At 65.6% G+C, this 12937-nt stretch carries 11 protein-coding genes and 1 pseudogene; 7 read left to right on the top strand and 5 right to left on the bottom strand.

Translation table 11 applies throughout. The features are described from left to right. Positions 1-12: 12 nt before the first annotated feature. From XH83_RS24150 to XH83_RS24160, 3 genes and pseudogenes are all read left to right on the top strand, one after another. Positions 13-567: an inner membrane-spanning protein YciB gene (locus XH83_RS24150; RefSeq protein ID WP_194403212.1), complete on the top strand. Its 555-nt coding sequence runs from the start codon at positions 13-15 to the stop codon at positions 565-567. A gap of 105 nt (positions 568-672) precedes the next feature. After that, positions 673-969: a hypothetical protein gene (locus XH83_RS24155; protein WP_194403213.1), complete on the top strand. Its 297-nt coding sequence runs from the start codon at positions 673-675 to the stop codon at positions 967-969. A gap of 19 nt (positions 970-988) precedes the next feature. Continuing rightward, a pseudogene (locus tag XH83_RS24160) lies at positions 989-1908 on the top strand (SH3 domain-containing protein). 131 nt (positions 1909-2039) lie between these two features. On the opposite strand, the gene XH83_RS24165 reads toward XH83_RS24160, so the two are convergent. Continuing rightward, positions 2040-3695: a fumarate hydratase gene (locus tag XH83_RS24165; protein WP_194403214.1), complete on the bottom strand. Its 1656-nt coding sequence runs from the start codon at positions 3693-3695 to the stop codon at positions 2040-2042. A 211-nt stretch (positions 3696-3906) separates the two neighbouring features. Here XH83_RS24165 and XH83_RS24170 point away from each other — a divergent pair, with 211 nt between their 5' ends. From XH83_RS24170 to XH83_RS24185, 4 genes are all read left to right on the top strand, one after another. Next, a complete protein-coding gene (locus tag XH83_RS24170; protein WP_194403215.1) occupies positions 3907-4380 on the top strand; it encodes a hypothetical protein in 474 nt (157 codons plus the stop codon). 304 nt (positions 4381-4684) lie between these two features. After that, positions 4685-4858: a hypothetical protein gene (locus XH83_RS24175; protein ID WP_018321873.1), complete on the top strand. Its 174-nt coding sequence runs from the start codon at positions 4685-4687 to the stop codon at positions 4856-4858. A gap of 391 nt (positions 4859-5249) precedes the next feature. Beyond that, a complete protein-coding gene (locus XH83_RS24180; protein WP_194403216.1) occupies positions 5250-6371 on the top strand; it encodes a helix-turn-helix transcriptional regulator in 1122 nt (373 codons plus the stop codon). 19 nt (positions 6372-6390) lie between these two features. Beyond that, a complete protein-coding gene (locus XH83_RS24185; RefSeq protein WP_194403217.1) occupies positions 6391-7065 on the top strand; it encodes an isoprenylcysteine carboxylmethyltransferase family protein in 675 nt (224 codons plus the stop codon). Positions 7066-7347: 282 nt separating this feature from the next. On the opposite strand, the gene XH83_RS24190 is transcribed toward XH83_RS24185, so the two are convergent. The 4 genes from XH83_RS24190 to cckA form a co-directional block, all read right to left on the bottom strand. Next, a complete protein-coding gene (locus tag XH83_RS24190) occupies positions 7348-8055 on the bottom strand; it encodes a glutathione S-transferase (RefSeq protein ID WP_194403218.1) in 708 nt (235 codons plus the stop codon). A 226-nt stretch (positions 8056-8281) separates the two neighbouring features. Then, complete coding sequence (locus tag XH83_RS24195) at positions 8282-8962, bottom strand: lectin (RefSeq protein WP_194403219.1); 681 nt, start codon at positions 8960-8962, stop codon at positions 8282-8284. Between the two features lie 145 nt (positions 8963-9107). After that, the gene (locus XH83_RS24200; protein WP_194403220.1) at positions 9108-10130 is read right to left on the bottom strand and encodes a Tim44 domain-containing protein; all 1023 of its coding nucleotides are present in this window, start codon (positions 10128-10130) and stop codon (positions 9108-9110) included. A gap of 211 nt (positions 10131-10341) precedes the next feature. Further along, entirely contained in the window at positions 10342-12918 is a 2577-nt protein-coding gene (gene cckA / locus XH83_RS24205; RefSeq protein ID WP_194403221.1) for a cell cycle histidine kinase CckA, read from the bottom strand. Between the last annotated feature and the right edge of the window lie 19 nt (positions 12919-12937).

Here is a 12937-nt window from a genome sequence, read left to right on the forward strand (position 1 = left end):
ACAGGATTGACGATGAAGGACGTATTCGCCCGCCTCGCCTCCGATCTCTTCTCCGCCATCCTCTTCCTGGTCATCTATCTCGTCACCGACAACGTCATCCTGGCAACCTCGGTGGCGGTCGCCGGCGCGGTCGCGCAGGTGATCTACGCCCGCATCAAGGGGCAACAACTCAATTACATGACCTATGCGAGCCTCGCGCTCGTCGTTGGCCTCGGCACGATCACGCTGCTGACCAACGATCCTCGCTTCATGATGGCAAAGCCCTCGATCGCGCATTTCGCGATCGGCGCGATCATGCTCAAGCGCGGCTGGATGCTGCGCTACATGCCGCCGCTCGTCGTCGAAACCGTTCCGGAATATGTGACGGCTGCGGGCTATGCCTGGGCGGTGCTGATGTTCGTGATCGGCGCCGGCATGATCGTGGTCGCCTCCACCGGCGATCTGAAACTGTGGGCATTCTACCTCACGGTGGTCGCGGGCGGCGCCAAGATCCTCGCCTTTGCCGTGCAATATGTCGTCCTCCGGCTCATCGTCACCAGCCGCCGGCGGGCTGCCGCCCGCGCCTAAATGCCCTATTCCAGGGTTAGGCAGGAACTGCGAGTTGGGCTATAGGCTCGCTTGGGACTGGCCGCGGATCGTCGCGGTCCGCCGGGATTTGTTCGGGAGACGGGAATGGCCGTAGACGGCAACTGGAATCTGACGATGACGACGCCGATGGGCGAGCGCCAGGCGACGCTGAGCCTGAAGGCGGCGGGCGGCACGCTCACGGGCACGCAGGGTGCGGAAGGTAATACCACCGAGATTTTCGACGGCACCGTCTCTGGCGACAACGTCTCCTGGAAGGTCTCGATCGACAAGCCCATGCCGCTCACGCTCGAATTCACCGGCACCGTCTCCGGCGACAGCATCAACGGCGAGATGGGGATCGGCCCGATGGGCAGCTTCCCGTTCACGGGCGCCCGCGCCTAACGCCTCACGTTGAATGACCATGCGTGCGCTCCGTTTCGTCGCGGCAACGATCCTGTGCGTCGTGACGCAAGCTGCGCGTGCGGACGACACCGAACCGGCGTGGCGCGCAAGCGCGCTCGCTCTGGTGCCGGCGGGCTACGTCGCAGGCCACGCCTATCGTACTGAAGGTGCGACCGGTTACCTCGCCGTCTATCCCGCGACATCGAACGATCCGAAGACACCGGCCAGCGTGTTCGCCGCGCGTCTGGCCCTCGTCGTCACGCTGACCCCAGATGCGACGCGCGCGGTCTCGGCCGAATTGAAGCCGCGCGCCGAGCCGGCCCCTGACGACGACGAGACCGATTTCGCCAAGCTGCATGCCGATCTCGCCGCAAAGCGCTCAACACTGCCCGAGGGCACCGAGCCCTGCAGTCTCGGCGCCTGGTCCATCGACAAGGATGCGAGCGGCCTCAACGTGCGTGCCGAGCCATCGGTGCAAGCGCGCGTGCTCGGCACGTTGCCGCCGCCTTATATGCTGAAGCTCGGTGGCGCCGAGAACACGCCCGATGGCGGCTGGCTCACCGAATTCCGCATCATCGGTTTCAAGAGCGGCTGGTTCCTGATCGAAGGTGCCAAGCCTCCGGGCAAGGACTACGAGGACGAGAAGCGATATCCGCGCAGCGCACCGAGCCCTATGCCGGTCGCGGCTGGGTCGCGTCCAACAAGGTCGGCGCGAACTACGCCAATGGCGGCACGCGCGCCGGCGGCCTGTTTCAGGCGCCCTTCGTCGACGCCAAATGGATGCCGGCCCAGCGCGAGCTCGGCGGCCCGATCGACGGTGACGGCGGGCCGAAGCGCCTGCTCGCTTGCAGCGGCTTCTGGGGCCTGGTCGAGAGCTATGACGGCGTGCGCGGCTGGTGGCGCGCGCTGTGCTCCAACCAGGTCACGACTTGCAGCTGAGCGGGTAAATCTCGTGTCCCGGACGCGATGCAGCGCGAAGCGGTGCGTCGCAGAGCCGACCCATGCCGCCATGTGGACCCCGGATCAGCAGCGCATCATTCCATGCTGCGCAGCGTCCGGGGAACGTCACCTCAACCCAGATTCAACTCCTTGAAGAAGTCGTTGCCCTTGTCGTCGATGATGATGAACGCCGGGAAGTCGACGACCTCGATGCGCCAGATCGCTTCCATGCCGAGCTCGGGATATTCGAGCACCTCGACCTTCTTGATGCAGTGCTCGGCGAGGTTCGCCGCGGCGCCGCCGATCGAGCCGAGATAGAAGCCGCCATATTTCTTGCAGGCCTCGCGCACGGCGGGCGCGCGGTTGCCCTTGGCCACCATCACCATCGAGCCGCCCGCGGCCTGGAACTGGTCGACGAAGGAATCCATGCGGCCCGCGGTGGTCGGACCGAACGCGCCGGAGGCGTAGCCCTCGGGCGTCTTGGCGGGGCCGGCGTAGTAGACCGGATGGTTCTTGAAGTAATCCGGCAGCGGCTCGCCCTTCTCCAGCCGCTCGCGCAGCTTGGCGTGCGCGCTATCGCGCGCGACGATCATGGTGCCGGTCATCGAGACGCGCGTCTTGATCGGGTGCTTCGAGAACGTCGCCAGGATGTCCTTCATCGGCTGGTTGAGGTCGATCTTGACGACCTCGCCGCCGAGCGACTGCTCGACCTCAGGCAGATATTGCGCCGGATTATGCTCGAGCTCTTCGAGATAGACGCCGTCCCTGGTGATCTTGCCGAGCACCTGGCGGTCGGCCGAGCAGGACACGCCAAGCCCGATGGGAAGCGATGCGCCATGGCGCGGCATGCGGATCACGCGCACGTCGTGGCAGAAATACTTGCCGCCGAACTGCGCACCGACGCCGAGCGACTGCGTCATCTTGTGGATCTCCTGCTCCATCTCGACGTCGCGGAAGGCGTTGCCGTCGGGCGAGCCGTGGGTCGGGAGCGCATCGAGATAGCGAGCAGAAGCGAGCTTCACCGTCTTCATGCAGAGCTCGGCCGAGGTGCCGCCGATCACGATCGCGAGGTGATAGGGCGGGCACGCCGCGGTGCCCAGCGTCAGGATCTTCTCTTTCAGGAACGCGAGCAGCCGATCCTTGGTCAGCACCGAGGGCGTGGCCTGGAACAGGAAGCTCTTGTTGGCGGAGCCGCCGCCCTTCGCCATGAACATGAACTTGTAGGCATCATCGCCCTCGGCGTAGATCTCGCACTGCGCCGGCATGTTGTTGGCGGTGTTCTTCTCCTCATACATCGAGAGCGGCGCGACCTGTGAGTAGCGCAGATTGCGGCGGAGGTACGCATCGCGCGCGCCTTCCGACAGCGCCGCCTCGTCGTCACCGTCGGTGATGACGTTGCAGCCCTTCTTGCCCATGATGATCGCGGTGCCGGTGTCCTGGCACATCGGCAGCACGCCGCCGGCCGCGATATTGGCGTTCTTCAAAAAGTCCAGCGCGACGAACTTGTCGTTGGGGCTCGCCTCGCCGTCCTCCAGGATGGCGCGGAGCTGCTTCAGATGGCCCGGCCGCAGGTAATGGTTGATGTCGCCGAAGGCCGCCTCCGACAGCGCCCGCAGCGCCTCGCGCGATACCACCAGCATGTCCTTGCCCAGGACCTTCTCGACCCGGACGCCCTCGGCCGTGATCTTCTTGTAGGGCGTCTCGTCCTTGCCCAGCGGAAACAGCGGGGTGTGCTTGTAGGGCGGGACGGGCTTGGACTGGTCGGGGAAGGCGGTGGGAGCGTTCATGGGCGAATCCAGGGGGTTTGGGGCCACGCGCAGGCCCTCGCGTAGAAGCGTTCTAAGCCCATTTTGGACGGAAAAGGAAGGGACTGGTGTGCATGAGACAGGGCCGCCAGGGCTCGGGAAAGCATTGGCGCAGCACGTGGAAAGCCCAGATCCCACTCTTGCGCTTCGCGGCCGCCGACGCTTGAATGCGCGCCCTAAGGGGCTTTTCATCATGACATTGAACTTGAACGTCCGCGGCGCGATCCTCCTCGCCGCCGCCATCACCGGCCTTGTGACCCTCACCTCGCCCGCGCGCGCCGATCGCTGCGACGACAGCGCCAAGGAGCTGGCGAACCAGGTCGACCGCCTGAAGGTGAATTTCCGGGCCGCCAACGTCGTCTACCTCACGCATCCCGCTGCCAAGGAGCTCTCGGTCGGCTGCCGCGGCGACAAATATTCGATCGAGCTCTACGCCAAGGGTGATCGCAAGCCGAAGCCGGAGTTCTATGCGCTGGTGGGTTCGATGGCCGCGATCGTCTTCACCGTGACCAAGGACGACACCACGACAGGCGCGACACGCTGCCTGAAGCGGATGGGCCTGCTCCGCGGCGACAAGGTCACCATGCGCTACCGGCGCCTCAACATGGAATGCACGCGCACCAAGACGGACGCGTCGATCGCGATCACGCGCGGCAAGGACGAATAGAAGACGGCCCCTCGTTCCGCATGCTGGCGGCACACGCATCGCGACGCCGCTCGCCATACACTCCGTCATTGCGAGCGTTGCGAAGCAATCCAGAAATCTCTCCACCGAGGGACACTGGATTGCTTCGTCGCAAGAGCTCCTCGCAATGATGGGGAGAGGCGCCTCGTGTGCCTTGGCACCGCGCGGATGCGACGCAAACACGGCCCTCCCTGCACCAATTGCCTCGCATTTTAACGATTGGCTTGAAGGAATTTTCGCTCCTCACGGCGCAGGCTCAATTGTTTCCATGTGTGAGGATTTGCGGATGAAGGTTTCTACCGTAGCACCGCCGCCGATCGCGATCGTGGTTCCGAGCTACGACACGACCAAGCAGCAGGACGACCAGACCAAGACCAAGGACGCCGACCCGACCTACAAGCCGCAGCCGCCCGCGCCGCTGCCGCCGGGTCAGGGCACGCGGATCGATCAGCTCGCCTGATCGATCCCCCCGCGGGCGGATTCGCCCGGTGCGATCGATCAGACCTGTTTCGCATCCAGCCGCATCTTTGCCGGATAGCGGGATCAATATCGTGCGCGGCCAGCCCGGGACCTGCGCATGATCGCAACACTGCAACTGCCCGAACACGGTCTTCGCCGCCGGGGCGGCGCGGCTGCTTGCGTTCGCGCGAAAGTTGCACTGGCCCTGGATACTCCCCGCCGCGGCATTGTCCCCTTGGCGCACGATGGGCTCGCAAACCGCCGCCTTTCGAATCGGCGCACGCCTTCAAGTGTGATCCGGCTCATCAAGTTTCCGCATTCGGCGTGCTCATCTGCGAGGCCGAACGAGCCCATCCGAACGTCTGGCGGGCAAGCGTCTGTGGGACACGCCAATGGAACTGAATGAAAGGCTGCTGTCGCTGGTGGCGGACATCTACGATGCAGCGCTTGACGATTCGCGATGGTCCACGACACTTTCAGGTATTGTCGACCTGGCGGGCGGCCAGAGCGGCGGGCTGGTCCGGATCGGAGCTGCCGGCGAGGCGGTGATCTCGCATGCCGTCAGCGTCGATCCTGCCTATATTCAGTCCTACATCGAGACCTACGAGCCATTCGATCCGTCGCGTGGCGTGCTTCACGCACCGGTCGGCCAGATCCAGACCATCAGGGACTGGATCGACGTCGACGAATTCCGGACCACCATGTTCTACAACGAATGGACGCGGCCGCAGGGCCTCGAAGACGCCGCCAATATCCTGCTCGACAAATCAGCCGAGGGAATATCCCGCCTCTCGATCATGAAGGCCGGCGGTCCTGTCGACCGCAGGATGTACCAGGTAATCTCCCACCTCACGCCGCACGTGCAACGGGCCATGCTGGTCAGGCAGAAGCTGCAGCAGCAGAACGAGCTGGAGACGAATTCGGTCAGCACCCTCGACGCCCTGCGAACCGCCGTGCTGCTGCTCGATGCCGAGGGTCATATCACCCACGCCAATGCGAGCGCGCGCGACTTCCTGGGCGAGGGCGAAATCCTTCGGTCGGTTCGTGGCCGGCTGGTGACGAACGACCTGAATGCCGATCGCGTGCTGCGGCAGGCGCTGGCGGGCACGGTGGTCGGAGACCGGGCGATAGCGAGCGCGAGCATCTCGCTGCATATGACCGCCCGCGACGGCTCGCATTATGTCGGACATCTCCTGCCGCTGACCGCCGGCCGCCGGCAAAGATTCGGCGCCAGCTACGACGCCTGCGCCGTGCTGTTCGTCAGCAAGGCAGCACTCGATACGATCGTCGCGCCCGACCTCATCCGCAAGCTGTTCAAGCTGACGCCGACCGAACTGCGGGTCTTCCTGTCCATCGTCGAGATCGGCGGGGTGCCGGACGTGGCCAGGAGCATGGGCATCGCCGAAACGACCATCAAGACCCATCTTGCACGGATCTTCGTCAAGACCGGAACCAAACGGCAGGCGGATCTGGTTCGGCTCATCGCGGCCTTTACACCGCCGATCAAGGTCTGACACCCGGACGAGATCGACCATGATCGCCAGACTGCTGCTGCAGAACACGATCACCACCGTCGCGATGGGCGCGCTGCTGTTCGCATCCGCAGGGACCTTGCGCTGGCCCGCAGCCTGGGCGTTCCTCGCGGCATGCATCCTGCTCGGCCCGCTCTGCGGCTGGTGGCTGTACCGGATCGATCCGGCGCTGCTCGCCGAGCGTCTGCGACCACTTCTGCAAAAGGATCAGCCCGCCGCCGACAAGGTGTTCATGGGCGCCCTCATCGTTGCGATGCTGGCCTGGCTGGTGCTGATCGGCATCGACCGGCGCGTTGAAGGGTCCGACATGCCGGTCGCGTTGCAGGTAGCCGGCGTCGCACTGTTCCTGCTGTCGACGCTGTTCACGCTGTGGGTCTTTCGCGAGAACTCGTTCGCCGCCCCCGTGGTGAAGCTGCAAGCCGAGCGCGCGCAACGCGTGATCTCGACCGGGCCCTACGCCCATGTGCGTCATCCCATGTATAGCGGCATGGTGCTGTTCTTCACCGGGTTGCCGCTGCTGCTGGGCTCGTGGTGGGGACTCGCGATGGTCCCGGTCTTCATCGCCTTGTTCGCGATCCGTATCGGCATCGAGGAACGCATCCTGCGCGACGGCCTGCCGGGCTATGCCGACTACGCGGCCCGGGTGCGCTATCGCCTGGTGCCGGGCGTCTGGTGAAGGCGCCACTGCACAGAAAATCGTGCCCCCTCCTCCGATCGACTGACGTCGCGGCCAGCGAGCCCCGCTAAGGGAACCCGCACCTTTGCGACGGAGACGCGACGATGTTCTGCAAGCCCCCCTGCCCCGACGAGCACGACCTCTCTCCCGTCCCCGATGATTCGGACGAGCGATACCGGAGCGTTCACGGACGTTCCCCGGCCACGACGCGTTCGGGCGACTGATCGCGCCCGAAGCGGCCGGTCCGGAACGGAGGCTGCCGCCAGTCTTCGTCCGGACCGGCTAATTATCCAGCTCGCGATACCGGCGGAAGATGCCCTGCTCGTTGAAGGGAATGCGGCGCGGGCTTGCGAGATAGGCCTTGATGTTCGGCCGCGCGGCGATCCGATCGTGCAGGCCGAGGAGGCCCGGAACGTCTGTCTCGAACGCCTTCATGCGCTTGGGAAAGGCATAGCGCAGCCCCGCGACGACCTGGAACAGCGAGAGGTCGACATAGGTCAGCCTCCGGCCGGTGACATAGGCGCCGCCATTGGCCGCGAGAAGCTGCTCGAAATAGCCGAGATATTTCGGCACGCGCTCGTCCCAGAAATCGGCCGTGCGCTTCTTCGCCGGCGGCTTCTGGTCCTCGTAATAGAGCGAGGGTCCGAGCGGATGATGGGTGTCGTGAATCTCGACCACGAGGTCGGTGATGGTGAGCTGGAGCTGATGCACCCAGAGCTTTGCTGCCTCCGTCTTCGGTGCGAGTCCGTGTCGGCTACCGAGATAGAGCAGGATATTGGCGGTCTGGCCGATGACGAGCTTGCCCGCTTTCAGGAATGGCGGCGCAAAGGGCGGCGTGCCCTTCTGCGCGTCCATCATCTTCATCATCGCAGCCGTGCCGCGCGCTCCCCGCGCGACATCGACGTAAGCCGCGCCCGCCTCCTCCAGCGCCAGCCGCACATATTCGCCGCGGCCCTGGATCTCGGGCCAGTAATAGAGCTCGTATTTCATGGGAGGGGTCCGTGAGCGTGGATGCTAGCGGACCAATGTAACATGCGGCCTCGGGTTCCGTCAGGGTGATACGGAACCCTCTCTCAACACGCGTCATTGCGAGCGCAGCGACTTGTCCGCCAAAGCCTTGGCGAAGGCGGAAGCAATCCAGAGTGTCTCTGCGGCAAGATTCTGGATTGCTTCGTCTCTTCGCTCCTCGCAATGACGCGTGGAGAGAGCTCAGCCCTCAATTCGCAGCGAAACAATACAGCAGCCCGTCGCCGCCGGTGCTCTTCAGATCGGCCTGCGAGCAGCCGCCGTCGGGGCCGCGCGAGGGGTGCGAGCTGTTCCAGGATTTTGACGGTTCGTCATCGCGCAAGCCTAGACGATCGGCGTGGCCAACGATCGCCACACCTTGCGTGCTCGATGTCCAGTTCTTGCAGGTCTTGTCGTCGCCGGCGGCGAATGCGGTGCCGTCGGGCTGCGTTCCCGTCAGGATGTCATGCCGGTTCGGCGTGTCGCCGCGGCCGTTGGTGACCTCGCCCTTCTCGCTGAGGGCGGTCTGCTTGGTGAGGTTGTTGGCGGGGCCGTGCAGGTCAGCCACGTCCTTGGCGATCACCGCGCCCTTCGCGTTCTGCCACGGTCCCTTGCCGATGCGGTCCTTGGCATTGACGGCCGGCTTGCCGTCGGCAGCCTGCGCCGAGAGATAAGCGCGCCAGGTTTTGGCTGCTGCGCCGGCGGCCTGCGCCAGCCTCGCGCAGTGCGCATCGGCGCCCTCCAGGCCGCCGAGATCGGCGCCCTTGCCCGGGCCGCTCGAGGTCACGAAGAACGTCATGTCGGCCGATTGCGCCTGCGCGGATGGCGCCGCCGCCAAGGCCAGTGCCAGCGCGAGCCCTGAAATCGTCACGGATCTCTCGATACGGATCATCTTGTCCCCCCAATCGTGTTTGTCGTTGGCCGCCAGAATTTCAACCCAAGGCGCATCCGCTTATTCCAATGCCGCGTGAGGCGCCCAAAGAAAAAGGGCGCCGTGCGGCAAGCACGACGCCCTTCTCGTCTCGATCGCGTTGCGATCAGTTGGTCTGCTGGATCGCCGACAATTCCCAGCCGCTGCCGGGCCGGCGGGCGAAGGTCCAGACCTCGGTGACTTCGCCCGGCTGTTCGCTGCCGGCGACCACCGTGCCGCTGTTGCGGTCCAGCGTCTTGTCGGTGAGCGCGAAGCGCAGCGCCACCGTAGCGTAATCGGTCTCGCCTTCGCGCCAGGCCTCGGCAAGGTCGCCCTGCAGCAGCTTGACGTTGGTCACCTTGTTGACGACGTTGCGCGCGCGGTTCTGGGCGAGGTCCTGCTCGAAATAGGAGACCATCTCCGGCGTCGCGAGCGTGTGCAGCTTGGCCACGTCCTCGTTCGACCAGGCGGTCTGGATCTCGCCGAGCAGGCGCTCGAACGCTTCATAGTCGTCCGGCTTGATCTCGAGCGGCGCGTTATTGGCATTGGCGCCGAAGCCGAAGCCGCCGAGACCACCACCAAGGCCGCCACCGAGACCGCTGCGCTGGTTCGGCTGCGGTCCCGAAGCTGCGCCTGCGTCGGCATTGGCATAAGCCGCCTGCGGCGTGTGACGGCGCTGCCACCAAGACATCGCCAGCCGCACCACCAGCACCACCAGCACGATCTGGATGATCAGGCCGAGGATCGAGGACAGGCCGCCGAGGCCGCCGAACAGGCCGCCGCCGAACAGCATGCCGAGCAAGCCGGCGCCGAGGAAGCCGGCCGCAAGGCCGCCCATGAAGCCGCCGGCGCGGCCGCCGAACAGGCCGCCACGCGCGGGCGCGGACGCAGCCGAGTTCATGCCTGCACCCGGCTGGGTGTAGGTGCGGTTGAATTGCGAGGCCGAGCCCGGCGCCGTGGAGGTCGAGGGCGGTGCCGAAAAGGTGCGCGAGCCGCGTGAGCCCGACGAGCCGCCGCCGCCGACGCGCGCGTCGGCGGACGAAATGACGAGCGCTGTCGGCAGCGCAAGCGCCAGCATGACGGCGAGCGTCTTGAAGAGGTTGCGGGAGCGTAGCGAGAAATTCATGTGCGTTTCCCAAATCCCCGGCATGGGGACGTGCCCCTAAGATGGGCAGACTTCCCAAAAAGTGAAGTGTGTTTGGGAACTTGCGGCTGCGGCCCTCAGTCGCGGGGATGTGGCAAAAGCCCATATTTGGCGGGGGCTTGGCCGGGTGGCGAGGGAACCGTGGTCACCGGCTACCGGCGGTTTCGGGGGAAGATTTCCACCCTTTCCCCCCTCATTGCGAGCTTCTCGCGAAACCTCACCCCTGCTTCGTCATCGTCTCCTTCACCGCCGCCACGAGCTGGCTGAGCGTGAACGGTTTCGGCAGGAAGTCGAACTGCTGGCCCTCTGGCAGGCTCTTCTCGAAGGCGTCCTCCGCATAGCCGGAGACGAAGATGAACTTGATGTCGGGGTTCTTTTCCCGCATCGCCTTCAGGAGCGTCGGGCCGTCCATCTCGGGCATGACGACGTCGGAGACGACAAGATCGATCCCGCCGCTCTGCTCCTCCAGCATCTCCATGGCTTCGACGCCGTTCTCGGCCTCGACCACGGTATAGCCGCGCGAGCGCAGGCCACGTGCGTTCAGCGCGCGTAGGCCCTCTTCGTCCTCGACCAGCAGGATGGTGCCCTGCCCCGTGAGATCGGTGCGCGGCTTGGCCTCGACGGCCACAGCTTCCTTCGCGGCGCCATTCGTCGCGGTGGCAACGGCCGGCTGCTCGACCTGCACCTCCGGCTCGGCGTGATGGCGCGGCAGGAAGATGTGGAACGAGGTGCCCTGCCCCGGCTCGGAATCCACGTAGATGAAACCGCCGGTCTGCTTGACGATGCCGTAGACCGTCGAGAGGCCAAGGCCGGTGCCTTTGCCCACTTCCTTGGTCGAGAAGAACGGCTCGAAGATCTTGTCGCGGATATCGGCGGGAATGCCGGTGCCGGTGTCGGCGACCTCGATCCGCACATAATCCGCGGCCGGCATGCCCTTGTAGGCGAGCTTGCCCGCGTCCTCGGTGGTGACGTTGGCGGTGCGGATGATCAGCTTGCCGCCGTCGGGCATGGCGTCGCGCGCGTTCACCGCGAGATTGACGATCACCTGCTCGAACTGGGAGACGTCGACCTTCACCGGCCAGAGATCGCGGCCGTGAACGAGGTCGAGCTTGACCTTCTCGCCGATCAGCCGGCGCAGCAGCATGGTGAGATCGGAGAGCGCATCGCCGAGATCGAGCACCTGCGGCCGCAGCGTCTGCCGCCGCGAGAACGCAAGCAACTGCCGCACCAGCGTCGCGGCGCGCGTCGCGTTCTGCTTGATCTGCATGATGTCCTGGAACGACGGGTCGGTCGGCTTGTGCGCGTTCAGCAGGAAGTCGTTCGCCATCATGATGGCGGACAGCACGTTGTTGAAGTCGTGGGCGATGCCGCCGGCAAGCTGGCCGACCGTCTCCATCTTCTGCGACTGGTTGATCTGGTTCTCCAGCGCGCGCCGCTCGGTGGTCTCGAGCATGTGCACGATGGCGGCTTCCGTCTCGTTCTCGGCGGAATCGACCGGCGTGACGAAGAACTGGCCCCAGCGCTCCTTGGTCCCTTCCAGCGCCACCTCGACCGGCGCGATGTCGGCCTGGCCTTCGGCGGCCTGGTTGATGGCCGCGATCAGGAGATGCCGGTCGCGCGAATTGACCGCGCGGAAGATCGACTTGGAGGCGCTGTCGAGCCCCAGCGCCTGGCCGAGCTTGGCGTAGCGCGCATTGGCGCGCACGACGTTGCCGCCGCGGTCGACGGTCGCGATCGCCATCGGCGTGTGGTCGAAGAAGCGCATGAAGCGCACTTCTGCGGCGCGATCGGGGTCGCTGCGCTCGTCGCGGGCGCGGCTGATGACCAGCGTGCGCGAGGGGCCCGGCGCACCGTCGGCGCCGAAGGCGAGCTTGTGATAGAGCCGCACCGGCATGGTCTTGCCGGTGCGCATGCGCAGGTCGATGTCGAAGACCTCCGTCTTCACCTCGCCCGGCACGGCCACGATCGAGGTCAGCAGCGATGCGCCGTCGCCGGAGACGATGTCGGTCAGCTTCAGGCCGCCCGAGCCGATCTCGGCGAGGTCGTAGTCGAGCCAGTTCGCCAGCGTCGCGTTTACATAAGCAAGCTCCCCGGCCGGATTGACCGAGAAGAAGCCGCACGGGGCATGATCGAGATATTCGATGGCGTGTTGCAGCTCCTGGAACACATCTTCCTGGCGCTCGCGGTCGCGGGTGATGTCGGCGATCGACCATACCGCGTATTTGGACTCACGCTTGCCGGTGCCAAGCGGGCGCACCCGCATGCGCAGCCAGCGGCCCTGGCTGCCGTCCTGGCCGGAGATGCGCACCTCCTCCTGCTGGCGCTTGCCTTCGCGGGCCGCTTTCAGCAAACGGAATACGGCTTCGGAAACGTCGGGATTGCCGATGAAGACGCGTTCCACCGGGCGCACGTCCTGCGGGCCGGCGGCGCCGGTCAGCGTCAGATAGGCTGCATTGGAATAGACCACGTGGCCGCGGGCATCGGTGACCGCCAACCCGTCGAATCCATGATCCGCGATCCGCCCCACCACGGGATCATCGAGATTGCGGTCGGCGAAGCGGATGATGCCGGCGGCGAAGGCGAACAGGTTGAACAGGCCGACCATCGCCAGCACGGCGAGGATGCCGAGGATATAGGGCTGCGCCTGCGCGCGGCCGAGCGTCATCAGCCCGACGGCGACGGCGACGAGGCCGGCGGCCACCAGCAGCACCAGCGCAATGCTGCCCGAGCGCTGCGACGGCTCGTGCGCCGCAACGGGCTCGCGTGTGAGGTCGTGGTCGGTCTCGGCGGTCATCTCAAGCTGGCGCGGCCTG

Origin of the sequence: Bradyrhizobium sp. CCBAU 53351 (assembly GCF_015291745.1) — a bacterium.
Classification (GTDB): domain Bacteria; phylum Pseudomonadota; class Alphaproteobacteria; order Rhizobiales; family Xanthobacteraceae; genus Bradyrhizobium.

Coding starts and splice junctions, on each gene's coding strand:
- XH83_RS24150 (WP_194403212.1), top strand. CDS start 13: ATGAAGGACGTATTCGCCCGCCTCGCCTCCGATCTCTTCTCCGCCATC.
- XH83_RS24155 (WP_194403213.1), top strand. CDS start 673: ATGGCCGTAGACGGCAACTGGAATCTGACGATGACGACGCCGATGGGC.
- XH83_RS24165 (WP_194403214.1), bottom strand. CDS start 3,695: ATGAACGCTCCCACCGCCTTCCCCGACCAGTCCAAGCCCGTCCCGCCC.
- XH83_RS24170 (WP_194403215.1), top strand. CDS start 3,907: ATGACATTGAACTTGAACGTCCGCGGCGCGATCCTCCTCGCCGCCGCC.
- XH83_RS24175 (WP_018321873.1), top strand. CDS start 4,685: ATGAAGGTTTCTACCGTAGCACCGCCGCCGATCGCGATCGTGGTTCCG.
- XH83_RS24180 (WP_194403216.1), top strand. CDS start 5,250: ATGGAACTGAATGAAAGGCTGCTGTCGCTGGTGGCGGACATCTACGAT.
- XH83_RS24185 (WP_194403217.1), top strand. CDS start 6,391: ATGATCGCCAGACTGCTGCTGCAGAACACGATCACCACCGTCGCGATG.
- XH83_RS24190 (WP_194403218.1), bottom strand. CDS start 8,055: ATGAAATACGAGCTCTATTACTGGCCCGAGATCCAGGGCCGCGGCGAA.
- XH83_RS24195 (WP_194403219.1), bottom strand. CDS start 8,962: ATGATCCGTATCGAGAGATCCGTGACGATTTCAGGGCTCGCGCTGGCA.
- XH83_RS24200 (WP_194403220.1), bottom strand. CDS start 10,130: ATGCCGGGGATTTGGGAAACGCACATGAATTTCTCGCTACGCTCCCGC.
- cckA (WP_194403221.1), bottom strand. CDS start 12,918: ATGACCGCCGAGACCGACCACGACCTCACACGCGAGCCCGTTGCGGCG.